General features: G+C 67.1%; 25 protein-coding genes and 1 pseudogene. 1 reads left to right on the forward strand and 25 read right to left on the reverse strand.

Translation table 11 applies throughout. The features are described from left to right. Positions 1-8: 8 nt before the first annotated feature. The 16 genes from QZ951_RS03555 to QZ951_RS03630 form a co-directional block, all read right to left on the reverse strand. Positions 9-701, reverse strand: coding sequence for a PFL_4703 family integrating conjugative element protein (locus QZ951_RS03555; RefSeq protein WP_292998625.1), 693 nt, complete (start codon positions 699-701; stop codon positions 9-11). After that, a complete protein-coding gene (locus tag QZ951_RS03560; protein WP_292998627.1) occupies positions 698-1126 on the reverse strand; it encodes a TIGR03750 family conjugal transfer protein in 429 nt (142 codons plus the stop codon). The genes QZ951_RS03555 and QZ951_RS03560 overlap by 4 nt, the downstream gene beginning before the upstream one ends. 12 nt (positions 1127-1138) lie before the next feature. Continuing rightward, a complete protein-coding gene (locus tag QZ951_RS03565) occupies positions 1139-1522 on the reverse strand; it encodes a TIGR03745 family integrating conjugative element membrane protein (protein WP_292998630.1) in 384 nt (127 codons plus the stop codon). Positions 1523-1543: 21 nt separating this feature from the next. Further along, positions 1544-1783 (reverse strand): TIGR03758 family integrating conjugative element protein, encoded by a 240-nt coding sequence (locus tag QZ951_RS03570; RefSeq protein WP_292998632.1) that lies wholly within the window; start codon positions 1781-1783, stop codon positions 1544-1546. Further along, on the reverse strand, positions 1780-2187 hold the full coding sequence (locus QZ951_RS03575) for an RAQPRD family integrative conjugative element protein (RefSeq protein WP_292998634.1): 408 nt from the start codon (positions 2185-2187) through the stop codon (positions 1780-1782). Before QZ951_RS03575 ends, QZ951_RS03570 begins: the two co-directional genes overlap by 4 nt. A 113-nt stretch (positions 2188-2300) precedes the next feature. Beyond that, on the reverse strand, positions 2301-3050 hold the full coding sequence (locus tag QZ951_RS03580; RefSeq protein WP_292998637.1) for a TIGR03747 family integrating conjugative element membrane protein: 750 nt from the start codon (positions 3048-3050) through the stop codon (positions 2301-2303). Then, on the reverse strand, positions 3047-5206 hold the full coding sequence (gene traD / locus QZ951_RS03585; RefSeq protein WP_292998639.1) for a type IV conjugative transfer system coupling protein TraD: 2160 nt from the start codon (positions 5204-5206) through the stop codon (positions 3047-3049). The genes QZ951_RS03580 and traD overlap by 4 nt, the downstream gene beginning before the upstream one ends. A gap of 20 nt (positions 5207-5226) precedes the next feature. Next, positions 5227-5781, reverse strand: coding sequence for an integrating conjugative element protein (locus QZ951_RS03590; protein ID WP_292998642.1), 555 nt, complete (start codon positions 5779-5781; stop codon positions 5227-5229). Continuing rightward, on the reverse strand, positions 5778-6362 hold the full coding sequence (locus QZ951_RS03595) for a transglycosylase SLT domain-containing protein (RefSeq protein WP_292998644.1): 585 nt from the start codon (positions 6360-6362) through the stop codon (positions 5778-5780). The genes QZ951_RS03590 and QZ951_RS03595 overlap by 4 nt, the downstream gene beginning before the upstream one ends. Further along, on the reverse strand, positions 6347-7069 hold the full coding sequence (locus QZ951_RS03600) for a TIGR03759 family integrating conjugative element protein (protein ID WP_096450700.1): 723 nt from the start codon (positions 7067-7069) through the stop codon (positions 6347-6349). The genes QZ951_RS03595 and QZ951_RS03600 overlap by 16 nt, the downstream gene beginning before the upstream one ends. A gap of 9 nt (positions 7070-7078) precedes the next feature. Then, entirely contained in the window at positions 7079-7723 is a 645-nt protein-coding gene (locus QZ951_RS03605; protein WP_292998649.1) for a hypothetical protein, read from the reverse strand. After that, entirely contained in the window at positions 7720-8322 is a 603-nt protein-coding gene (locus tag QZ951_RS03610) for a PilL N-terminal domain-containing protein (protein WP_292998651.1), read from the reverse strand. The genes QZ951_RS03605 and QZ951_RS03610 overlap by 4 nt, the downstream gene beginning before the upstream one ends. A gap of 163 nt (positions 8323-8485) precedes the next feature. After that, on the reverse strand, positions 8486-10768 hold the full coding sequence (locus QZ951_RS03615) for a helicase-related protein (protein WP_292998653.1): 2283 nt from the start codon (positions 10766-10768) through the stop codon (positions 8486-8488). 101 nt (positions 10769-10869) lie between these two features. Next, positions 10870-11175, reverse strand: a complete 306-nt coding sequence (locus tag QZ951_RS03620; RefSeq protein ID WP_292998655.1) for a hypothetical protein — start codon at positions 11173-11175, stop codon at positions 10870-10872. 112 nt (positions 11176-11287) lie between these two features. Next, entirely contained in the window at positions 11288-12403 is a 1116-nt protein-coding gene (locus tag QZ951_RS03625) for a DUF6094 domain-containing protein (protein WP_292998657.1), read from the reverse strand. A 67-nt stretch (positions 12404-12470) separates the two neighbouring features. After that, the gene (locus QZ951_RS03630; protein ID WP_292999053.1) at positions 12471-13127 is read right to left on the reverse strand and encodes a hypothetical protein; all 657 of its coding nucleotides are present in this window, start codon (positions 13125-13127) and stop codon (positions 12471-12473) included. A gap of 390 nt (positions 13128-13517) precedes the next feature. On the opposite strand from QZ951_RS03630, the gene QZ951_RS03635 reads away from it, so the two are divergent. After that, complete coding sequence (locus QZ951_RS03635; protein ID WP_292998659.1) at positions 13518-14504, forward strand: IS1595 family transposase; 987 nt, start codon at positions 13518-13520, stop codon at positions 14502-14504. Between the two features lie 219 nt (positions 14505-14723). On the opposite strand, the gene QZ951_RS03640 is transcribed toward QZ951_RS03635, so the two are convergent. The 9 genes and pseudogenes from QZ951_RS03640 to QZ951_RS03680 all read right to left on the reverse strand — a co-directional run bounded on the left by QZ951_RS03640 (position 14724) and on the right by QZ951_RS03680 (position 20920). Then, positions 14724-15551: a DUF932 domain-containing protein gene (locus QZ951_RS03640; protein WP_292998661.1), complete on the reverse strand. Its 828-nt coding sequence runs from the start codon at positions 15549-15551 to the stop codon at positions 14724-14726. Positions 15552-15686: 135 nt separating this feature from the next. Beyond that, entirely contained in the window at positions 15687-15956 is a 270-nt protein-coding gene (locus QZ951_RS03645) for a hypothetical protein (RefSeq protein ID WP_292998663.1), read from the reverse strand. Positions 15957-15963: 7 nt separating this feature from the next. Next, positions 15964-16359 carry a hypothetical protein gene (locus QZ951_RS03650; protein WP_292998665.1) on the reverse strand — a complete coding sequence of 132 codons (396 nt, stop codon included), beginning with the start codon at positions 16357-16359 and terminating at the stop codon, positions 15964-15966. Positions 16360-16461: 102 nt separating this feature from the next. Further along, positions 16462-17091, reverse strand: a complete 630-nt coding sequence (locus QZ951_RS03655; RefSeq protein ID WP_292998667.1) for a DUF3275 family protein — start codon at positions 17089-17091, stop codon at positions 16462-16464. Positions 17092-17211: 120 nt separating this feature from the next. Further along, entirely contained in the window at positions 17212-17775 is a 564-nt protein-coding gene (locus QZ951_RS03660; RefSeq protein WP_292998669.1) for an STY4534 family ICE replication protein, read from the reverse strand. 358 nt (positions 17776-18133) lie between these two features. After that, complete coding sequence (locus QZ951_RS03665) at positions 18134-18499, reverse strand: DUF3085 domain-containing protein (protein ID WP_292999055.1); 366 nt, start codon at positions 18497-18499, stop codon at positions 18134-18136. A gap of 78 nt (positions 18500-18577) precedes the next feature. Further along, positions 18578-19375 carry a GTPase gene (locus tag QZ951_RS03670; RefSeq protein ID WP_292998671.1) on the reverse strand — a complete coding sequence of 266 codons (798 nt, stop codon included), beginning with the start codon at positions 19373-19375 and terminating at the stop codon, positions 18578-18580. A 293-nt stretch (positions 19376-19668) separates the two neighbouring features. Next, positions 19669-20385, reverse strand: a complete 717-nt coding sequence (locus QZ951_RS03675; RefSeq protein WP_292998673.1) for an ABC transporter substrate-binding protein — start codon at positions 20383-20385, stop codon at positions 19669-19671. 80 nt (positions 20386-20465) lie between these two features. Further along, positions 20466-20920, reverse strand: a pseudogene (locus QZ951_RS03680) (hypothetical protein). Between the last annotated feature and the right edge of the window lie 78 nt (positions 20921-20998).

Here is a 20998-nt window from a genome sequence, read left to right on the forward strand (position 1 = left end):
GAGGGACTTCATGGGGTGTCTCCCTGCAGGTTGGAGCCGGCGCTCGTGGCCCGGCCGGGTGGCGCCGCAGGCGGAGGGGTTTCGATGCGCTCCGGCGCGCGTGCATGGCAGTCCAGCGCCAGGCCGAAGGGGTTGCGCTCGGGGTCCACGTCCATACGCACGACCTTGAGCGCGTAGCGCACGAGCGCGCGCTTGACCTGCTCGGCGCCCAGGTACTCGTCGGCGCTCACGTCCAGCGTGACGATCCAGTTGTTGGCCGACACGGTGCGCACGCGCGCGGCCGGGTCGTCGCCGTAGCCGCGGCCGGGAATCTCGTAGATGCCGCGCACGCGCTGCCGCAGCTCGCCGTTGCTGCGCCGAAACTCGAAGTCCTGTTGCAGAAAGGCGCGGCAGCTCGGCGTGAAGTACGCAGACAGCGCATGCAGGTTGCGCGGATAGTCCTGCTCGCCGTTGGTCGGCCAGCGCTGGGCTTGCTGCCAAATGTAGAAGGTGAAGGCGTAGACGCTCTCGGGCGGAACGTCCCACCACTTGCGCGTGCTGCCCGAGCGCAGGTCGGGCGGCACGTGGATGGTCAGGCTCTTGGGCGCGCTCCACCAGCCGAAGCCAAGCAGCAGCGCCACGATGAACAGCGCGGCGCCGGCCAGGCGCAAGGTCTTCACGTGCGCCTGCAGGTGCGCGACCTCGTTCTTGAATCGGCTCATGGTCTACCTCGACGCAGGGACGGATCGGGCCGCAGGCGCCGCGTGGACCACCAGCCCGACCGGGTGATGAGCTGGCCCCCACCCGCATGCGCAGCCAGCGCGGGGTAGCGCAGCGCGAGGCGCCACTGGAGCTGGCGGTACAGCCAGGTGTCGGGCCGGCCACGCTTCCACCGCCGCAGCAGGCCGCCGCCCACGAAGACACCGATGCCGATGCCGGCGACGATCAGCGTGGGCACCATCGCGATGCTGCGCGTCAGCCAGGCCAGCGGCACGCCGGCCACGAGACCGGCCGCGCCGGACAGGCCGGCGCAGACCCACAGCTCGTCGGCCGTGAGCCCGCGCACGACCACCGGGTGGCGGTTGAGGCGGTGCGGCAGGAAGGTCACGAGCCCGTCGCGTGACGGACTCTCCAGGGCGCCGGCCATCGTTGCCGGGCCTTACAGGACGCCGGTGGCCTTGGTCAGCAGCCAGATGCCGACGACCAGCAGGATCGCGCCCACCGCCACCGTCAGGCCGAACTGGCCCCAGGTCGCGCGGCCGGTGTGGATCTCGGCGTAGCGGGTGTAGGCGTGGTAGCAGACACCGACGAACATCGAGGCGACGACGAGCAGCGCGATCAGCAGCACGATGTCGTAGCCGTAGTTTTGCAGCGTCTGCATGATGCCGCTGCCGGTGCCGCGCGACGGGTCTTCCAGCGTGGGAAGGTCGGCGAACGACGGCAGCGGCGTGGCGGCGATGCCCAGCGGAATCAGCAGCGCGGCGATGCGCGAAGGCCGCAAAGGCAGCGAAGTGAGACGGGGAGAAGTAGCGGGAGCGTTCATGGCGAAGTACCTTTCATGGGGTCAGGACAGGAGGAAAAAGCCCAGCACCAGGTACATCGCGATGAAGCGCACGATGACGCCGAGGAACTGGCGTTGGGTCAGGTGGTGCTCGGCCCAGCCGACATAGGCGGTGCGCATCGCCCACACGCCCCACAGCAGCAGGACGGCGAAGACGAAACCGAGCACGACGGTGGAGACGGCCCCGGGCGCGAAGCCGCTGTTGGCCGTGAAGGCGGCGACCTGATCGGCGGAAGGCGTCATGGCGACGGCGCCTCCTTGGCCGGCGTCGCAGGCGCCGCGTTGCTGCGCGTGTAGCCGCCGGCCAGCGGCACGGGATCACGCGGCTGGGCGCGTTGCGGAACGAGGTAGTCGCGCACGCCGGTGCGCACACGCTCCAGGTCGGCGCGCAGCCGCACGTAGTCGAAGTGGTAGCGGGCGCGCTCCTGCGGCGCGGTGGCTGCGGCACGCTCGGCGAGACGGTCCAGCAGGTCGAGCTGGTGCGTCACCGCGGCGAGCATCTCGCGCTCCGCGGCGTTGTCGGAGGCATCGGCCGCGATGGCGGGCTGCAATCCGGCAGCGGCAAGCAGCAGCGCGGCAAGACGCACGGCCCAGGGTGCCGCGACGGCGAAACGCCGAACCTGCGCGGGATTGCGAGTGGTTTCCATCGAGCCGTTCTCCGAGGGATGCGGATGGCTCGATGCTCAAACGGCCGGTCTTCCAGCGCCGCAATCAATCGGAACCGGCCCGCCACCGCTTTCCGCGGCGGCGGCCGATGCGGCTACAGGTACTTCTTGAACGTCGCCGACGCGATGCACACCGCTACGCCCAGCAGCGCCGCGCTGGGCAGCAGAATCAGCAGCGGATGCACGCTGACCGGCAACGCCAGGTAAGTGACCCAGGGCAGCACCGCCAGCGGCATCAGGCTGGCTCTCGCCCGGTGGTAGACGAAGCCCGATTCGCGCCCGGCGCCGAAGCCGCGCACGTCGCGGCGCACAAGGCCATCCACCAGGCCGGTGAAGGCCGCCATCAGGAACAGCGGCAGGGTCAGGACCAGCACCAGCAGCCGCACGAGGAACACCAGCACCGTGTAGGCCGAGGCGATCAGGTAGCTCTCCACGTGCACGTAGAGCTGACTGATGTAGTGGCGGAAGTCCTGTACCTGGCTGTGCGCACCGGCGCGTGATTGCGCCGCCGCGTCGCGTATCCAGTCCAGCAGGCCCGTCTTCACGAACAGCCCTTGGTAGGCCCACTCGACGAGCTGGCGTGCACTGCGCCCCGGTTCCTGCACCAGCACGCTTTGCGTGAAATGCTCCGAGACCTGCGACAACTCGTAGTCCAGCATGCCCTGCGCGTGGCGCCAGCCCTGCTCGGGCCAGAAGAAGTGCATGCCGATGCACTCGATCGCGATGCACAGCACCAGCGAACCGGCCAACACCCCGAACAGCCGGAACGGCAGCGTGATGAGGCCCGCGATCAGGCCCTGCTGGCGAACCTGCTGGCGCTGGACGGCGACGGCGGGGTCGCTCATGCCGTGGCCCCTTCATCCGCGCTCGCCATCTGCTTGAAGTCGGCGAGCAGATCGTCGGGCAGCGCCTGGTCCTGCAGGCCGGGAAGCCCCTTGTTGTCCCACCAGTCGCCGGCCTCGACGTAGTGCTGGCGCATGTAGCCGGCCAGCTCCTGCAGATCCTTGGGCATGGCCTCGTCGGGGTCCGGTGCCGGCAAAGGCATACGCACCTTCCACAGGTGACCGCCTTCGATCAGCGCGAAGGCTTGGCCCTTGGGCAGGCTGACGACGTGCGCGGGCTCGATCAGCGGCACGCTGTTGCTGCTGATGCGGTCCTGCGTGTTGGACGTGAAAGCGGTGTTGCCGGTCGGATCGGAGCTGTCGGTGGCACCGCTCATCACCGTCGTCGTGTAGACCTCGACCTTGGGCAGTTGCCGCGTCAGCAGCTCGGCCGTGGCGGTCTCGCGCACGCGCAGCATGAACAGGTTGTTGAAGTTGCCCACCACCTGACCCGCCTTCGCACGGTTGCCGATGCGCGCCTCGATGTCCGAGAGGGTCTGCGTGTATGCCGTGACCTGCACGCCTGCGCCGCCGCCCTTGTTGACCATCGGGATGAACTCGTCGCCCATGAGTTCGTTGAACTCGTCGGCGTGCACGTTGATCGGCACTTTCACGCCGGTCGCAGCGCCCGGCAGGCCGTCGTCGATGCCGAACTTGTAGATGTGCCCGGCGACCGAGACGAGATCGCTGAACATCGAGTTGCCGACCGCCGCCGCGACTTCCGCGTCCGACAGCGCATCCAGCCCGACGTAGACCACGGCCCGCTTTCGGATGATCTGCATCCAGTCGAAGATCGGTCGCGGGTCGGAGAGGTCCGAATAGTTCGGCGCGAGCAACTGCGCGATCTTGCCGGTGGTGAGCTTTTCCAGCAGCGGCAGCAGCGACGCGACGATCTTGTCGAAGTAGGTTCGGTCGTAGCGCACAGCGCTGCGCAGGCCGTCGAGCACCGGGTCGTAGATGCGTACCTGCGAGAGGTACTGCTCCAGCGCGACGACGCGCTTCTCGCGGCCGATCATGTTGCGCGGGATGTTCTTGTCGTTCAGCTTGGCTTCGAGCTGGACGATGACCTCCCAGGCTTTCGGCTCTTCCCGTGCGAAGTAGTGCTGGGCATACTCGATGAACAGCGCATCGATGTTGATGACGTGGCGCTGGATCAGCAGGTAGTCGGGCCGCTGTCCCAACTCCACCAAAGCCCGCGCGATGATGTTGACGAAGCGCCAGGCGAACTCGCGGAAAGCCGCGCTGTTGCCTTCACCGGAGAGCTGGCCCGCGATGCGCGTGGCGACTTCGCTGATGCGGCCGAAGCGTCCCACCGCGTTGTAGCGTGCGGAGATGTCCGGCCAGCCTAGGTGGAAGACATAGAACTCGCCTTCGCGTCCGGCGCGCTTGGCCTCCACGTACATGCGCTTCAACAGGTCCGCGTCGCCCTTGGGGTCGAAGACGATCACGACCTCGTGCTGCCCATTGACCTTGCGCCGGATGTCCTGCGTGATGAACAGCTCGGCCAGGCGGGTCTTGCCGACGCGCGTGGTGCCTAACACCAGGCTGTGGCCGACGCGCTCGGCCAACGGCAGGGTGACGTCGACCTCGTGCGGCTCAATGCCGTGCAGCCGCGGCAGGCCCCCCACCGGCGGCAGCGGCCGCGCCGGGTTCAGCGGACTGTCCCAGGCCAGGGCCTTTGCCATCTTGGACAGCGGATACGGCGCGAACTCCAGGCGCTCTTCCATGCGCCGCGCCATTCGGTAGATCGCCGCCGGTTCGACGTAGCGCCTGAACTCCGGCCGGTAGGTCTGCATCAGCCGGTGCGTGTGCCGCTGGTCCCAGCGGAAGCCCCGGCCGACGAACAGCCGCTGCTGGCTGACCGGCACGTCGCGGCTGGTCATCACGTAGCGCGGCAGGCGCCGGATGTTGCGCCGGTAGCGCAGGATGGCCCAGGCGTCGTGAAAGCGCAGCGCGCCGAAGGCGATGAAGGCGAGCGCGCTGCCCAGGCCGAGTAGAGGGCTCAGCGCGAGCGACCACGGGGCCACCAGGCATAGAAACGCGGCGCCCGCACAGACCGCGACGGTGTATAGCTCCACCGCTGGCCGCAGCAAGACTTCGACGGCTTGGGACTGGTCCATGGCGGGCGCTTCACGTCACATCAGGGCTCGATGCCCGTGGCGGTGATCAGCACCGGGTAGTGCTTGAGCCCCAAGCGCTGCGCCAGCTCGTCTCCCGAGACCGGCGAGAGCATCAAACCAGGTGCCAGGCGGCGCAGCGCGGCCAGTGCTTCGGGCGTCGCCACGTTGACCACCAGGCCCACGGCGCGCAGCGCCTGCAAATCCTTGCCCCGCTGTTTGAGCCATGCGCGCGAGGCGTCATCGTCGCCGACCAGGAACAATGGCGTGAGGCCTGGCGCGCGGATCACGCGACGCGGCTCGTCGCCCGGGGTGAGCCGCGCCGAGCGCACCGGCAGCATGGCCGCCTCGGCATCGGCAGGATTGCCGATGCGGGGTACTGGTTGCGGCATGGCCGGTTGGCCTGGCTGCGCATCTTGCGGGTTCAAGGCGCGGTAGTACGGCAGCGCCGAGGTGCCGCCCTTGTCCTCGACCACGATCAGCGGCGGTGACGCCGGCTTGGTATAGGGGCTGCGGTCCTGCGCGTCGGCGGTGGTGGCCAGCAGCGCCGCAGTCGCGGCAACGAGGATGCGGTTCATGGCATGGGACTCCGGGCAGAGGGAAGTGAGGCGCCTGGCCCGAGCACGCGGGTCAGGTGCTGGTGGACGCTGCGGCGGTAGCGGGCGGCCGGCTCGCCGCCCGCGGGGCGGTGGTAGCGGCCGATGGCGACCAGCCAGTCCTCGCCCGGCGTGTGCTGCTCCTGCAGGATTTCCGCGGCGATGGCGAGGTTGCGGTACGGGTCCAGCAGCTCGCAGGGATGCGCGTAGCGGTGCGCGTGGTAGCCGAGGTTGACCTGGCCGAGGCCGGCGTCGATGCGGTTGGCCGGCGTGCTGGCGAGCGCCCGGCGGATGCCTGCGCAGGCCTCGGCCCGCGTGGCGTAGCGTTCGGCGCGGCCGGCGACGTTGAGCGTCCACGGCCACGGGATCAGCCGGCCGCGCAGCCGGGCGCCGCTCTCCTGCAGCGCCACCGCATACAGCACCGGCGACGGCACGCCCGCCTGCTGAGCGGCGAGCTGGTAGGCAGGTGGCGGCACCTCCTGGCCGAAGACGATGGCGGCATGGGCGCAAAGGCCGAGGACCAAGGCCGCGCAGCCTGCACGGCGGGTTACTGCCGCTGCCATTGGCCGTTGACCTCGCGCACCACAGCGGGCAGATCGCCGGGCAGGCCGAGCGACAGCCAGCGCCCGGCGTCATGGTTGAGCGTGATGGTGCGCGAGCGCACGCGGCCGGCGTCGATGCCGGCCTGCGTCGCCCACTGGCGGATGCGGGCGTCCTCCTGGCGGCTGCCGACCATGTAGAGGTCGAAGGCGGTGCCGGCCGCCTGCAACTGGCGCACGCGCTGCTCGCACGGCGGGCACTCGGCCTTCACGAAAACCGCCAGCCGGCCCGAGCCCCGGTTGCCGGCGCCCGGCACCTTCGCACCGGGCATGTTCACGCGCTGCTGTCCCGGATAGAGCCGCTTCCACGCCGCGTCGTAGGCCCGCTGGTACGCCAGCGTCTTGCCCACGCGCTTCGATTCCGCCTGCACCTGCAGCTCTGCATAGCGGTTGCGTTCCTCGTCGCTGCGCGCCTCGATGCCCAGCGCCGTCAGCGGATCGAGGTTCGGGGAATAGATGCCCAGCGGCCCCTGCATCAGTTGGCGGTAGCGCGCCCACTCCTCGGGGCGCAGCCCCCAATCGCGTGCCAGGCGCTCGTCCAGCGCAGCGTCGCTGCTGTTCTGCACCTGGGCGGGAACGGTGCGCGAGGACGCGACCGGCGCCGACTGCGCCGAGGCCGTGCCTGCGACAGCGGCGAGGATGGCGGCGAAGCAGATCGCGGCGTGCTTCATGGCCGGCTCCTATGGCAGCGCAAGGCGCTGGGTCTGGCCGTCCACGCGGAACACGGCGGCGCGCGCCTCGATCGCCAGCAGATGCCACGCGCCTACGGCATCGCCTTCGCGCAGCAGCCACACGTCCAGCACCGACGAGGCCTTGGGCGCCGCCACCGACAGGAAGCGCTCGCCGCCGCGCAGTTCCACGCCCACGACGTTGAACGGCGGTTCGGGCACCTTGGGATTGGCCGGCTCGGCGGTGCGCCGGGGTGCCGCGGCAGGCGCGGCGGTTCGCTTCATGCGCGCTTCGAGGTCGCCCATGCGCGCCTGCAGCGCCTGCAAGTCGCCGGTATGGGCGTCTGCGGCCTGGGCCTGCTCGACCTGCGTCAGGCGCTCGTCCAGCGCCTTGCGCGCGGCCTCGAAGTCGGGCTGGGTGACAGGCTTGGGCTGGTTCTTCGAGGCCGCCGCCTGCTGTTCGAGTTCGGCGACGCGCGTGTTGAGCGCCTGCACGTGCGCATCCTGGGCGCTGGCCTGGCTCTGCTCGCTCAGGCGCGACAGGCCCACGCTGTTGACCACCGCGAGGATGCTCACGAGCAGCAGCCACGCGGCCGCTGCGATGTTCAACCAGCGCGCGCGGCCGGCGTTCTCGTCGGGAAGCTGCGGGATGGTCATGGCTGGGCCTCCTGGGGCACGTGGGGTTCGGCGGCGGGCGCGCTCGATGCGGCAGCCGCAGGAATGGGGCTGGCGCTCGGCGCACGCGCAGTCGTCAGGCGCGCGAAGCACACCGCGCGCGCCGCGTCATCGACTGACAGATCCCAGGCCGGACCGGCCAGCGCCAGCAAGGCATCGCGCAGCGGCAGTGGCCCGAGCCGCAGGTGCGCCGCCGGCAGCGGCAGCGTGAACAGCGAAGCGGCGTCCGGCGCATCGCAAAGGCGGTAGCCGGTGCGCAGCAGCACGTGCCGCAGGGCATCGCCGACGCTCGCGTCCAAGGTCGGCGGAATCGAAATCTCGATCACCTGCCGCAGCAGGTCGCGCTGCGCCGGTTCCGGCACCATCTCAACCAGCGTGTAGCGCCCATAACGGGCCACCGGGATCAGGCTCGGCTCGGGCTCCGGGGCGATGGTCCTGACCAACACCGCAGGCTCGGGAATCGAGTCAGGGGCAGTCGGGGTGCTCGCCGTGCCCGTGGCGGCGCAGCCGGTGATGAGCACGCAGCCAACCAGCAAGGCAGGCGCAGTCAGGCGATGAACGACGCAGGTGAGTGGTTGCATGGGGCAGTTCCCTGGAACACGGAGCCCTCACCATCGCCGCCGCAGGGCGTTGGGGCAGCAAACAAAGGGAACTGGCATGCGCCCGACTTCATGGCCTGCCGTCGATGCGCAGAACAAAAAAGAAGCCGGCGCCCCGAAGGGCAGCCGGCGTGGGTGGGTGGGATCAGGCCGCGACGAGTTGCCGGGCCAGTGCCACCTCGACGGAATCACCGTCCTGGTTCAGCACATCCAGTCCCGACTCGGGCACGTCTCCCGACGTGCTCTGCGAGACCATGATCTTTCGCGCCATCAGCCCCAGGCAGGTCATCTGCGAGGAAGCCGCATAGCCGAGGTAGATCACGCGAACCGGCAGCTTCTGGCCGATGCGCCATGAGCGCCGGGCCGCCTGCTGCAGGCTGTAGACGTTGTAGCCCGACTGCATGAACACGATCGTCGGAAACTCCAACAGGTCGAGACCCGTCTTGACCAGCTCCGGGTTCGTGACGAGCACGTCGATGCCACGGTCCAACTGCTCGGCGATCCAGTCTTCGCGACGGCTGGCGTCTACGCTCGCGCGCAACACCGCCACCTTGAAGCCCTCCTGCTCCAGCAGCACCTTCAAACGCGACGTGGTGTCGCGCGTTCCGGTGTAGACCGAGTAGACCAGCGTCTTGCGACCCGCAGCCTTCTCCTGCTTGCAGATCTCGATCAGCTCGCGCTCCTTGGGCATCACCTCCAGCTCGTTGAACTGAGCCGGAACGAAGGCCAAGGTCTGGCGCGTGCGAGGGTGCACCACCGTCTCCGACCGGAAGCAGCAATCCGGCCAGGCCAGCAGCACGTTGAGGACCACGCCGAGCAGCGTCGTGTCGCGCTTGGCCAGCGCCTGTTTCAGCGCCGAGGTCAGACGAAACGACAGATCGCGATAGGCCGCGGCTTGCGCCGTGTCCATCGCCACCTCGCGGAACTCCTCGTCGTAGGACGGCAGCACATTGCCGCCGATGTCCTTGAGCTTGAGAAATACCGTGAACGGCAGGACGCAACGTAGCACGCCCTTCGGGCCGAAGCCCGGCGCCTTGACCGTGCGCACCGATACCTTGGTGCCCTTGGCCGTCTTGTGCGCCGTGCCCGTGCTCTCGGAATAGATGTCCTTGAGAATCCCGTGATCGCGCATGAACGCCATCGCGGCCGAGGTCATGCTGCCGCTCTTGGTCGGGCGGTAGCCGTCTTCGATCATTCGCCCCGGCAGGGCTCGGAACAGCAGGTGGAACAGGTCGTCGCCGTAGCCACCCATCAGCGTGCCGGTAAGCAGCAAGGTCTTGCGCGCCTTCGCAGCGAGCACGCCCATGGCCTGGCCCTGGGCGCTACCGCCGTTCTTGTACTCGTGCGCCTCGTCGGCGATGAGCAGGTCGAACGTGCCTTGCGGCAAATACCTCTTGATGAACTCGGACGGCTGGTAGCCACCCTCACCGAAGCCGAACTCCATGTTCGCCATCGCCCGCTCCATGCGGTGCGCTTGGGCGTCCGAGAAGACCAGCTCGCCGTTGGCATCCATGAGGTTGATGAACTCGTGGATGTTGTCGCCCAGCATCGAGGCCAGGAAGCCGTCGCCGAACTTCTTCATCAGCTTCTGCGCGGTGACTTCCCCGATGGTCGGGATGCGCTGCAAGGCTTTGAAGACGGCCGTGGACTGGTCGCTGGCGGACAGGCTGCGCGGTCGCATCAGCGTCCACAGCGGTGCGGCGCAATGGCTGCACCGGCGGCGGTAGTCCTCAGCTTCGAGTTCGACCGGGTTGATTGGCTCGCCGTCGAGGTTGGTGATGACCTGGCCGCAATCCGGGCATGCGCCGACTTCGCCGTGCTTCGTGTGCCGCACGTTGAAGACGGGCTTCCAGTGGAAACCCATGCGCATCCGCACGCGCCCGAGCACGTAGAACTCCTGGCCGCGCACCGGCACGCCCAACTGCTCGCGCAGCTTGATGAGCTTGACCAGCGTGTCTGGGCCGTTGAGCACCCAGACCTTCGCGCCGGCCACGGTTTCCTGGATTTCCCGGCGCCACTTGTAGACCAGGTGAGGCGGTGAGAGGACCAGCGTGCGGCGGTAGCCTTCGGCGTGCAGCACGGCCGCCGTGGCAATGCCAACGGTGGTCTTGCCGCAGCCCATTTCGCCATTGACGATCGCGGCGCGTTCGCCGCGGTCGGCCAGCAGCTCGGTGACGGCATGCACCACCTCGGCCTGCGCGCCGAACAGCTTGCGCTTGAGACTGGCCAGCACGAGCTGGCGATGCGGCCGGGCCTGGCTGGTGTAGACGGGAGGGTTGGCGCGGTTGAGCGAGTCCAGCAGTTCGTCGCCGAATTCGGCAACGAAATCCTGAAGGCTCATCGCCAGGGGAGAAGCAGCCGCTTCGAGCAGGTCGCCCTGGACGGGAGTGCCATCGGCGGCGGGAACAATGTTGGTATCGAGGGACATGGTGATGCTCCATAGGAATGAGGCATGCACCTCCCCTGCGGGGCGATGGCATGCCCCGGGTTGGGAAGAGAAGAGCGGCGCGCGGCCGCGGTGGATGAAGATCAGTATTCGCTGGGCAACAGCAGCGTGGTCACGCTGCGATCCCACTCGGTGATGATCCAGAGCTTCAGGTCAGGCGCGACCTGGTAGGACGAGAAAAGCCGATCCTCGCCGGAGCGCAACGCGGCGTCGTTCTGACGCCGGTCGCTGTCGTCGAGGTCGCCCCAATCGCCGCTGAGATGGCGGGACAGATACGGTGCCGGGTTGAGCCGGCCTTGCTGGACCAGCGCATCGATGCCGCGGGTCATGACCAGGTGTCCGGGGGCAAAGCGTGCTTGCGACGCCAGGTTGAGAACTGCGAGTGCCATGGTGTTTCTCCTTCGGATGAAAGAGGGGCCACGGCACCCGGCGGGGTGACATGGCCCCGTTGGGTGGATGAGTTGGTGGATGAAGCGACGGCGAATCGTCAGGGAACAGCGATCAGCGGATGGTCAGCACCTCGCCACACGTCGACGAGCCCGGCGTCATGTCCCAGGCGCGGATGACCGGCACGAACTTGTCGGTCAGGATGCGCGTCTCGGCCACGGTGCCGTCGTCGCGCTCGGTGTACTCCGTCTGCAAGGTCTTCTCCTTGTGGGTGTCGCCCTTGACGACGAGCACGCGGCCCGTCTTGGACTTCACCACGCCGGAAATCGCACCCGCGGCGAGCGCTAAGGCGAGATGCCAATGCGATAACCCTCGCGCCGGGGGCCGCAGCGACTGCTGCGCGGCGCCAAGGTGCGTGTCGAGCGTCGGCCAGAGTCCTTGCAGCCGGCCGACTTCATCGGCGAACTGCTCGGGCTCCATCGTCACGCGGTAGAAGTGCTCCGGCTCGGCCGTGGCAGGCACCGTGTACGGCAGGAACGGCCATTCGACCGGCAGCTCTTCCGCTTCGGCGTCGCCGAGACCTATCTGCAGCAGCAGTGCGCGCGTGGCCTTGACCGAATCCGACACCTGGTCGCGCTGGCGAACCTTGCGACCGAAGATCACGACCTGCCTGAACTGCGTGTCCACCGCGCGGTAGATGCGCAGCTCGGCGAAGTGCCGGGTCAGCCATCCGACCAGTTCGGCGTCGAGCACGTAGTGCGGCACGATGTAGATCAGCACGCCGCCGTACTGCAGCAGCGGCAGCGCCTTCTGGTAGAACAGCTTTTCCAGCCGCGCGCGGCCCTGGCCCTGGTAGCCGACGTTGCCGTTGGTGTCCTTGGACAGGTCGCCATACGGCGGGTTGAGCCACAGCAGGCCAAAGCTCTGCCGGCTGATCAGCGTGTCCATCAGGTCGCCGTGGATGCAGCGATCGACCAGTTGCCGGGCGTGGCGTGCGCGCTCCGCCTCGTACTCGACGGCGAAGGCCTGGACCCGTTCGCGCCCGAGGGCGTGCGCGGCTTCGGCGATCGCCACGCCTTCGCCGGCGCAGGGATCGAGGATGCACAGCGGACCGGCCGAGGGAGCAGCGGGCGCCAGCGCGGCGAGTGCTCTTTCGAGCGTGGGTTCATCCGTGGGGAAGTACCCGTTCTTGACGAAGTTGCGGGCGAGCCGCGGGAACATGAGGGCCATGGGAATCTCCTGGCATTGAAGATGAAAGGATGCGGACATGCGCGCGTGCATGTCCGGTGAAGGAACCTCAAGCCACCGCTTCGAGCGGTCGTGCCGAGGGGATGCGGCTGGCCGGCGTGCCGGCGACGAGCGCGCCGCTGCGGATCAGGCCGCCCAGCACCTGGGTCAGCGCCGGCACGTCGATGGCGAGCCGATGGCCTTCCAGAGGCCCGAGGGCGAACGGCAGGCGCGTCAGCATCGACTTCGCCTGCAGCAGTTCCAGCACGCTGTCGCGCCAGGGATCGAGAAGCGGCAGCGGGCAGGTGTCCCGCACCAGCGTCCACAGCCGGTCGAGCCGGTACTTGGAATCGCGAGGCAAGAGCGCCAGTGCGCTGGCGTTGGCCTTGTCGGGTTTGACGCAGCGCCGATCGAACAGCCAGATGTTGGTCAGCGAGCCGAACAGCGTGCGCCGGTAGGCGCGTGCGCTGCGCTTCTCCAGGTTCTCGACGTTGCCGACGAAGACCGGGATGCTCGCGCCTTGCTCGGTGATGATGTGGAACTGATCCAGTCCCTGCTCGTCCCGGCCCAGGGTGAGACGGGCCAGGAATTCCTGGACGGCGGTGTCGCGCGCCCAGAGGGAGATGAAGACCAGGTTGCCGTTCTCGTCACCGACGACGCCATCGGCCATCAGGTCGGGGCATTCGTCGATGCGATAGAGCGTCTTGGGGGAAGAATGTGCAGGCATGGTGATGTCCTCGAAGTGAGCGGAGACAGCACCACCCGCGAGGGCAGTCACTGCCCCAGGGGGATGGAAGAAGACGCGGTGAACGTCGTTGTGAAGAATCAGACCGTGCGTCGCAACGCACCGTAGCCTTGAAGGTCTGGGCTACCTGGGCATGTTGTCGGCTACGCCGACGGACACGAGTCATAGCCTGCGCCAAGCTGCGTACACCGCGTGAGCGAAAAACCGACCCGGCGCCCAACCCTGTTTGCGCTGGCGCATCGCCCGCGGCGCCGGAAGGACGGCCGCAAAAGAAAAGGCTCAGTTCGCGTTGAATGGTGACAGGCTCGCCCAGTGAGCCTGTTGAGTTCGAGACTGCGTCGGTGGTGACAGAAGAGTCACCGGGAGACGCAAATGAAGGCGGACGAATTGAAGCGGCTGCGCGATGCGCTGGGGCGGCTGACAGCCAACCAGCGCAAGCTGGTGCTCCATGAGCTTGCACACGCCCAGGCCATCGACGAAGTTGCCGACTGCATCGAGAAGCGGTTGGCCGCGCGACCGATGTGCCCGGCTTGCAACGGCGAGCACGTGGTGCGCAATGGCTTTGCCAATGGGTTGCAGCGATACAAGTGCCGCGACTGCCGTATCACCTTCAATGCGCTGACCGGCACACCGCTGGCGCGGTTGCGCTACCGCGACAAGTGGCTCGACCAAGCCAAGGTGCTCGACGAAGGACTGAGCGTTCGCAAAGCGGCCACCCGACTCGGCGTGCACAGCACGACCGCCTTTCGTTGGCGCCATCGCTGGCTGGCCTGCCCTCGCGAGGCCAAGGCAGTGCACATGGCCGGTGTTGTCGAGGCTGACGAGACGTACCAACTGCTCTCGTACAAGGGCCAGCCAGCACGGCTGGCCCGACAAACGCAACGGGCACCTCGCCGGCGCGGCGGCAAAGCTGCCAAGCGCGGGGTGTCGTCCGAACAAGTGCCCATACTGGTGATGCGCAACCGCTCCGGCGAAACCAGCGACTTCGTGCTGCCCAACACCGGCAAGGCTGCGCTCAAGGCGGTGCTGCCACAGGCACTGGCCGACGACTCTGTGCTGTGCTCGGACGGCAGCAATCACCTTCACCAGGCCGCCGTGGAACTGGCGATTGAGCACCAAGCCATCAACATGTCTGCCGGCGAGCGCATCCGCGGGCCGTGGCATGTCCAGAACGTCAACGCGTATCACAGTCGCCTGAAGACCTGGCTGCGGCGCTTCAACGGCATTTCCACGCACTACCTGCCGAACTACCTCGGCTGGTTCCGGGCGCTCGACCGCAACGCGCGACTCAGGGTCGATGCGGTTTCCCTGCTCGCACTGGCCATCGGCCCCGGGCCATCCGCACTCAACGCGAACTGAGCCAAAGAAAACCGCCCCGGGGACACCGAGGCGGCAAAGATGACTGCTTGGCTCAGGGAGGAAAAGCCAAGGAGGTATGCAGTCGAATCTCGATTTTCGAGGCAGCGGCGAATTGGCGCATTAGGGTTACACCGAACCAAATGGAACGCGGTGCGCTGGCAGCACAGCACCAGCCAAAAAAAAAGCGGACCATGCCGTGAGGCACGATCCGCTTGTGGGTCAGGCTTTGAGCTGGCGTAGGCCGTCCGCCAGCAGCCACAGCGCCCGGTTGAGCCGGACGTTCTGGTCGATGCCCTGGACGGCTCGCGTGCGCTGCCGGCGCCCGTTGGCAGCACGGCCGCTCAGGCCGCCCTTGACCAGGTTCTCCTGGACTCTGTTGAAGACAGTCCACAGGTCGGCGCGGTTGTCGTCGTAACGACGGGGCCGCAGGATCTGGGTCTCCGTGATGGGCAAGGCCTTGCCCGAATCGTCGTACTTCAAGGTCAGCGCCGACTTGGCGAAGACCTCGGCCTCGCCGTTGTCCAGCGTGATGCCCTGCATGGCGTCGCGCGAGTCCTGCACGCGCTCGAAGCCGTGCAGCACCTCGTAGGCGCCTTCGATCACGTGATCGGTGACGTTGCCCTTGTGGGGCACCCGCACGTCGGCGAAGGTGTCGCCGCACACCAGGCCGTTGTGGCAGACGAATCTGAACAGGCCCGCGAGCATCTGGTAGCTGCTGCTGCCGTCGTGCGAGTTGAGCAGGATGATCTCGTTCGCCTCGGCGCCGTTGATCTGGCTGGCGTGGCGAAGGCGCAGCATGTGCTTGGTGTAGTCGCGGCGGTCCTCGTGCCGCACGCGGGTCTGGCACACCATGAACGGCTGGAAGCCTTCCTTGCGCAGTTCAGTCAGCACAGCCGCCGTGGGGATGTAGCTGTACCGTTCGGAGCGGCTTTCGTGCGGGGTGTCCGCGAAGATGGACGGGGCCACGGTGCGAATCTGATCATCCGACAGCGGATAGTCGGCGCGCAGCACCGGGGAGCGAGAAGCGAAGCGGGAAGCGAGTTGCATGATGATCTCCTTGCGGAATGAAGCAATCGGCATCCAGCGGCCGAGGCCGGATGCGCGGATTGCGTGGGACGAAGAAAAGCCCTGCTGAACAGGGCCTGATGGAAGGGATGAAGAAGCGCGTCGCTGGGAAGCGGCCTATGGGTTCTGAACCGGCTCCCAGCCTCGGCTATGCGGGTTGAAGCAAAGCGCTTCCTGGCCTTTAAGGATCGGCGTGAAGCCTTCGAGGAAGATGTAGCGCAAGTACAGGGCGCGGTAGGTCAGTGCCTGCCACGCCTGTTCTTCGCTCAGGCCGTTGGCGATGAAGTGCTCGCGCAGCTCGTCGTCGTCGGAAACCTCGTTGTTGGCCAACTGTTCTTCGACGAAGCGAAGCAGCTCGGGCCGCATGGACGACAGGATGGTGTCCATGTGCGCCTCACTCAGTGGCTGCATCGCCGGCCACACTGCTCGCCGGATGCTGCTGATGGAAGGCATGCACCCTTGCGCGCCAAGTGGCGCAGCGCTGCGGCGCCATGTCGAGATAGCGCAGCGGGCACGAGTAGTAGTACGGGTGCTCGGCCTCGACCAGGGACTTGTAGCCCCATTCGCGGCCCTCGCTTTCCAGCAGATGGCAGCCAATCAAGGTGGCCGACTCTCCGGGTGCGAGACCCAGGACACCGGCCTGCTTGGCGGTGACGCGCACCACCGTCCACAGCACGTTGCCGACCAGCGTGTGATCGATGACCTCATTGCGCGACCGCTCGGTTTCCTCAGTTGCGGTCAGCTCGCGGATCAATTGATCGCGCGTCAATCGAACGAATGTCCAGCCCATGGAATGACTCCTGTGAGAAAGGGCCGGAGTCCTCCCGCCGGGGAAGGAACCCCGGCGGGTTGGTGGAAAGCCGCAGGCACGCGGCGTGAAGTGGCGATGGGATCAGACCCTGGCGAGATGCCAGTCCTGGGACAGCGGAGCGAACTCGTAGCCCAGGTCGCCGAGACGGTCGCGCTGTTGACGCAGCACGCGCCGATCCACGGTGGCATCGAGCTTGACGACATCGCCCAGCGGCCAGAGCACACCGAACAGTGCCGCGTCGCCGTCTTCGTCCGCCTGGACCGGAGCCTCGGCAGACGCAGCAGCCGGTTCGCTGCCGAACGGCGTGGTATCGACCAGCGGGTCGCGCGAGCTGCGCGCCTTCTTCCGGCCGGCCGCCTTGGGGGCGGTCGTCGGCGTCGGCGTGGCGGTCTGCGCTTCCTCGTCGATCGGATCGACTTCCTGCGGACTCAGCCGGCGGGCGTCGTCACGGCTCAGGGCGTCGATGTTGGACAAGGTCATCCCGCCCAGGAGGGCGCGGATCTCGATGACCATGCGACCGTTGGCGGTGTACGTGGACGGGCGAATCTCCGCGATGGCGAAATCGCCCTCGTACTTGCCTTCGGCGTACTGGTCGAGTTCGGCGTTCTTCACGACGAACTCGCCGATGGAGGTCGCAAGGCGCCCGACGTTGAAGTCGCCGTTGCGGCCGTGGATGGTCTTGATGGCCAATTGGCCGGGAATGGTGATCATGAAGAACTCCTGCGGACGAAGCTGCGATCACGCACACGGCTGTCATGGTGACGGTCGCATGCGCACGCGAGTGGGAGAAGACAAGGCCCTGGGCTCAATTCAGAGTCAGGGCCTTGCGGATCAGAACGACTCGGCAACTTCCAATGCGGGCGCATCGGCAGTGGCTTCATCGGCAGCTTCAGCGGCGGGCCTGGCGGGCTCGGACGCAGCGGCTTGCGGCTCGGCGGACGTCGCGGGGACATCCGTGGCGCGCACGTCGCGTTCGTCGCGGTCGTCGGCGTCGGTCGGCTTGGGCTCGGCCTTGTAGACGAGCTTGCCGTCGACCTTGATCCAACTGACGAACAGCAGGCGGGCCTTGAGGCTCACCCCCTGCTCGCCGGCACGCTTGCCCTTGGAGTAGGTAAAGGTGTCGGTCCACAGGTCGCCCAGGCGGAAGCCGATCATCACCTTCTTCTCGGCATCAACCGCTTGGATGCAGCGGCGCACCAGGTGCTGCGCTTCGGAGCCCGAGACGCGCGTGTCGAAACGCACGTAGGCCACATCATCGCTGGGGCCGTTGAGCGCCGCGATGTCGCAGGCCAGGAACGCATCGCCTTTCTTGGGCTTCACTTCGCGGATGCGATTGAGATACCCGAGTCCGGTGATGTGCAGGTCGAAGAAGGACCTTTCGGTGGAAGTGGTCATGGTGAATCTCCTGAGAACAAAGAGGCGGAGACACACCCGACCCAAGGCGGGGAAGGTGTGGAACCCCCGCGTGGGTTGAAGGAACAGCTTGGGTGGCATCACCATCGGGAGAACCGATGGCCGTTCGCGCTGGGATGCCGGAGCGAACTGGGTGATCAACGCGGTCGGAACCGCATCGCAGTCTTGAAGATCGAGACTGCCTGGGCATGCTGCTGACGGGTGTCAGCGGAACATGGTGATAAGCGTGGCGCCTGGCACGCGCCCGCGCGAGCGGCAATCGGTATCCGAGACGCCCCGCATTGACGGCGTCCTCGGGAAAAAGTGAAGCCCCTTCATGAGGGGCTGGGAAGCAGGACGGTCAGTGGCCGGCCGGCGCAGCGGGCATGGGCTGCATCGACAGGTGCGTGGCCGTGGCCGACACTTCGAGGTCGTCCTCGCTGTGCAGGATGCGGCTGAACACCCGTTCCCGCAGGTCGAAGAACTCGCCGAAGTCGTCGCCGCCGAATTCGGCGCGCGCCAGTTCCCACCAGTCGTCGAACACATCGACATCAGGGTTGCAGCCCACGGCATAGGCGATGGTCTTGCGCCGCCCATCGGGCCGGCTCTCGCCGCGCTCGGCCATGAAATACACGCCCTGGTCCTTGACCAGGACGACGCGGCACTGGTTGGCCGCCGCCTCGGCAAGCACGGGCCGAAGCTCGGTGCCTTTGAATCGAACAGTCATGGAAGTGGTCTCCAATCGAGGTATGGGAGGAAAGGCTTCCCGCCGCGGGGACGGGAAGCCGCTTAGGAACGCAGGGGCTCAGTGCTGGACCAGCTTGCGGCCGGACAGGCGCTGCACGCGGATGAGGCGCCAGCTCCCGTCGTCGATCAGCCGCTCCAGGGCCTGGCCCAGCTCGTCGAACGACACTTCATCGACCCGCTCGACCAGATTGCTGTTGCGGTGCAGCTCCACCGCGTAGAGGTCGAGGCCGCGCTCGTAGAGCACGGTGACGCGCCCCTGGAACTTCGCTGAGGCGACGGTGAAGCCGATGGCCGGCGGCGTGGCGATGATGTTGCGGGGGCTCGGATCGACCACCGTGAAGTCCCGCGCGCCGGCATCCACCAGCAGGTGCGTGATGCGGCGAAAGCCATCGGGCGCGGGCAACTGCTCCAGTTGGTGGATCAGCTCCTGCAGCTCGGGGCACTGCGGCTCGGGGATCGGCAACTTGGCCGGCGCGGAACCCAGGATGAGCCGCTTCACCGTGTACGGCTGGCCGTCGGCGGTGAACTCGGTGCTCTCCTCGGGCGTGTCCGCGCGCATGCCGTCGAAGCGGCGCCGCGCATACGGTTCGACCTGCACCTTGGCGCCTTCGTCGGGCACATCGGTGACGAGCGCCTTGTCGAGCACCGCGAACTCGGCCCGGCCCGTCTTGACGACGATGGCCTCGTCGGTGGTGGCGATAACCTTGCCCTCGAAAGGCTTGGGATCAACGTGGAAGCCCAGCGTCGAAACCTTGGGCTGGCCGTCGAAGATGTTGAACTTGAAGCTGCGGACGTTGGAAGGCACGTGGCCGCGAACCAGCGTCGGCATCTGTGCGCGGATGGCTTGGGTATCCATTAGGAGGCTCCTTGTGGCAATCCAAGGAACTTCCGCCCGCAAGGGAGGCATGTCCCTTGGGGGTGAGGTGGATGGACGCGCATGCGCCCGTGGAAGGAAAAGCAACCAGCGCGGCGAACCGTGCCGCAGCCTCGAAGGTCTCGACTGCCTGGGCATGCTTGCCGGCAACGCCAGCGAACATGCGAGCAGCGTGCGTCGGGTGTGGGCCAGCGTCGTGGGGGAATCGGCACTGCGCCGCCACCGGCTTCGTCCAGAAATGAAACGAGCCCCGCGTGGGGGCTCGAAAGGTGGTGTCAGTCGTCGTAGATCGGCAGGCCGTCCAGCACCTGCGCATCGGCATCGAAGACCAGCATGCGCACGTCGGCGAGCGCGGCCAGGTGCAGCACCTGCACCAGGGATTCCGGCATGCCCTTCTTGCGGTGCTCCTGCATCAGCCGCTTGGCCGTGGTGCCTTCGACCGCGCGCAGGTTCTCGTCGGTCCAGGGCGTGGCGATCAGCTTCAACCCGATGGCCGGGCTGTACGGGATGCGGAAGGCGACGAACAGGAACAGCGTCGGCGTGGCGATGTCCGCCAGCTCGGAGAGGAAGCGATGCGCGTCGGCGTCGAGGTGCGCGCTGCTGATCTCCCAGCACCGGCTGTAGTAGCCCGTTTCATAGCGCAGGCGCCGCACGACTTCCCGCGCCGCTTCTTCGGAGTAGGTGTCGCCCACGTGCAGCGGCTTGCCGTCTTCCTCGGCCATCACGGCATAGACAACGTTGCGGGCGAGCCCGTGGCTGCGGCATTGCGCTTGCAGTTCATCGGGGACCGCTTGGTCCTCGGTGATCAGCACGAAGTCGTCCGAGAAGATGCAGGCCCGCCGTTCGACCTGGCTGTCCGGCAGATTCGACTGCGAGGGATGCAGGGGCAGGTAGGTCAGCGGGCAGTCGTCGTCGTAGGAGATGGCAAGCAGCCGCTGGACGGACAGGCCGTCGTAGCCGCGGACAAAGGGATTGTTGTTCGAGTAGGACATGGGATTTCTCCAGCAGAGGATGGCCGAGGCAATCCCCTGCTGGGGATTGAACCCCAGCGGGTGGATGAAGTGGCAGCCGGTCAGCCGGCAGCGGTAGAGGACGGGTCGCCCAGCACCTTCAACAGGTCGATCAGGCCGCCATTCGCAAGCTGGTACAGGCTGTTGTAGTCGTCGCCTGCTCCAGGCGATCAAGCCGCGCATCCAAGTCAAGGATGCTTTGGTGTACGTTGCGGGCGATGCTCAGCGCGGAAGGTTTTTCGGCCGGCTTGCGTGCATCGAGCACCGAAAGGACTTCAGCGGGCGATGGGTAACGGCAGTTAGGGCCGTACTCGACCGGAAAAACCTCGCGCCCGGTCAATCCGGTGTTCGGAGTTCCGCTGCTGACATGCAGCACATACTCGTCTTGCACATCGTTGCCGGCGTAGTCGAATACCACCATGCGCGGCTTGCGCACGTCGGCCGGCCAACCTTCCAGGATGACCGCATCGATGTCGTCGTCGGTCACGAGCAGACCGATGGAAAAGTCAGGGGACATGATTCACTCCTATGAAGAAAGGAGGGACATGGCCCCGCATAGGGACGCATGTCCCTCGTGGGGTGGGAGAAAAGGAAG

The sequence above is a fragment of the Nevskia sp. genome, assembly GCF_021732705.1.
Lineage (GTDB): Bacteria > Pseudomonadota > Gammaproteobacteria > Nevskiales > Nevskiaceae > Nevskia.

Coding starts and splice junctions, on each gene's coding strand:
- QZ951_RS03610 (WP_292998651.1), bottom strand. CDS start 8,322: ATGCAACCACTCACCTGCGTCGTTCATCGCCTGACTGCGCCTGCCTTG.
- QZ951_RS03625 (WP_292998657.1), bottom strand. CDS start 12,403: ATGGCCCTCATGTTCCCGCGGCTCGCCCGCAACTTCGTCAAGAACGGG.
- QZ951_RS03655 (WP_292998667.1), bottom strand. CDS start 17,091: ATGATCACCATTCCCGGCCAATTGGCCATCAAGACCATCCACGGCCGC.
- QZ951_RS03640 (WP_292998661.1), bottom strand. CDS start 15,551: ATGCAACTCGCTTCCCGCTTCGCTTCTCGCTCCCCGGTGCTGCGCGCC.
- QZ951_RS03620 (WP_292998655.1), bottom strand. CDS start 11,175: ATGGCACTCGCAGTTCTCAACCTGGCGTCGCAAGCACGCTTTGCCCCC.
- QZ951_RS03660 (WP_292998669.1), bottom strand. CDS start 17,775: ATGACCACTTCCACCGAAAGGTCCTTCTTCGACCTGCACATCACCGGA.
- QZ951_RS03605 (WP_292998649.1), bottom strand. CDS start 7,723: ATGACCATCCCGCAGCTTCCCGACGAGAACGCCGGCCGCGCGCGCTGG.
- QZ951_RS03645 (WP_292998663.1), bottom strand. CDS start 15,956: ATGGACACCATCCTGTCGTCCATGCGGCCCGAGCTGCTTCGCTTCGTC.
- QZ951_RS03590 (WP_292998642.1), bottom strand. CDS start 5,781: ATGAACCGCATCCTCGTTGCCGCGACTGCGGCGCTGCTGGCCACCACC.
- traD (WP_292998639.1), bottom strand. CDS start 5,206: ATGGACCAGTCCCAAGCCGTCGAAGTCTTGCTGCGGCCAGCGGTGGAG.
- QZ951_RS03650 (WP_292998665.1), bottom strand. CDS start 16,359: ATGGGCTGGACATTCGTTCGATTGACGCGCGATCAATTGATCCGCGAG.
- QZ951_RS03580 (WP_292998637.1), bottom strand. CDS start 3,050: ATGAGCGACCCCGCCGTCGCCGTCCAGCGCCAGCAGGTTCGCCAGCAG.
- QZ951_RS03600 (WP_096450700.1), bottom strand. CDS start 7,069: ATGAAGCACGCCGCGATCTGCTTCGCCGCCATCCTCGCCGCTGTCGCA.
- QZ951_RS03595 (WP_292998644.1), bottom strand. CDS start 6,362: ATGGCAGCGGCAGTAACCCGCCGTGCAGGCTGCGCGGCCTTGGTCCTC.
- QZ951_RS03675 (WP_292998673.1), bottom strand. CDS start 20,385: ATGTCCTACTCGAACAACAATCCCTTTGTCCGCGGCTACGACGGCCTG.
- QZ951_RS03665 (WP_292999055.1), bottom strand. CDS start 18,499: ATGACTGTTCGATTCAAAGGCACCGAGCTTCGGCCCGTGCTTGCCGAG.
- QZ951_RS03635 (WP_292998659.1), top strand. CDS start 13,518: ATGAAGGCGGACGAATTGAAGCGGCTGCGCGATGCGCTGGGGCGGCTG.
- QZ951_RS03555 (WP_292998625.1), bottom strand. CDS start 701: ATGAGCCGATTCAAGAACGAGGTCGCGCACCTGCAGGCGCACGTGAAG.
- QZ951_RS03630 (WP_292999053.1), bottom strand. CDS start 13,127: ATGCCTGCACATTCTTCCCCCAAGACGCTCTATCGCATCGACGAATGC.
- QZ951_RS03615 (WP_292998653.1), bottom strand. CDS start 10,768: ATGTCCCTCGATACCAACATTGTTCCCGCCGCCGATGGCACTCCCGTC.
- QZ951_RS03575 (WP_292998634.1), bottom strand. CDS start 2,187: ATGGAAACCACTCGCAATCCCGCGCAGGTTCGGCGTTTCGCCGTCGCG.
- QZ951_RS03565 (WP_292998630.1), bottom strand. CDS start 1,522: ATGAACGCTCCCGCTACTTCTCCCCGTCTCACTTCGCTGCCTTTGCGG.
- QZ951_RS03670 (WP_292998671.1), bottom strand. CDS start 19,375: ATGGATACCCAAGCCATCCGCGCACAGATGCCGACGCTGGTTCGCGGC.
- QZ951_RS03560 (WP_292998627.1), bottom strand. CDS start 1,126: ATGGCCGGCGCCCTGGAGAGTCCGTCACGCGACGGGCTCGTGACCTTC.
- QZ951_RS03570 (WP_292998632.1), bottom strand. CDS start 1,783: ATGACGCCTTCCGCCGATCAGGTCGCCGCCTTCACGGCCAACAGCGGC.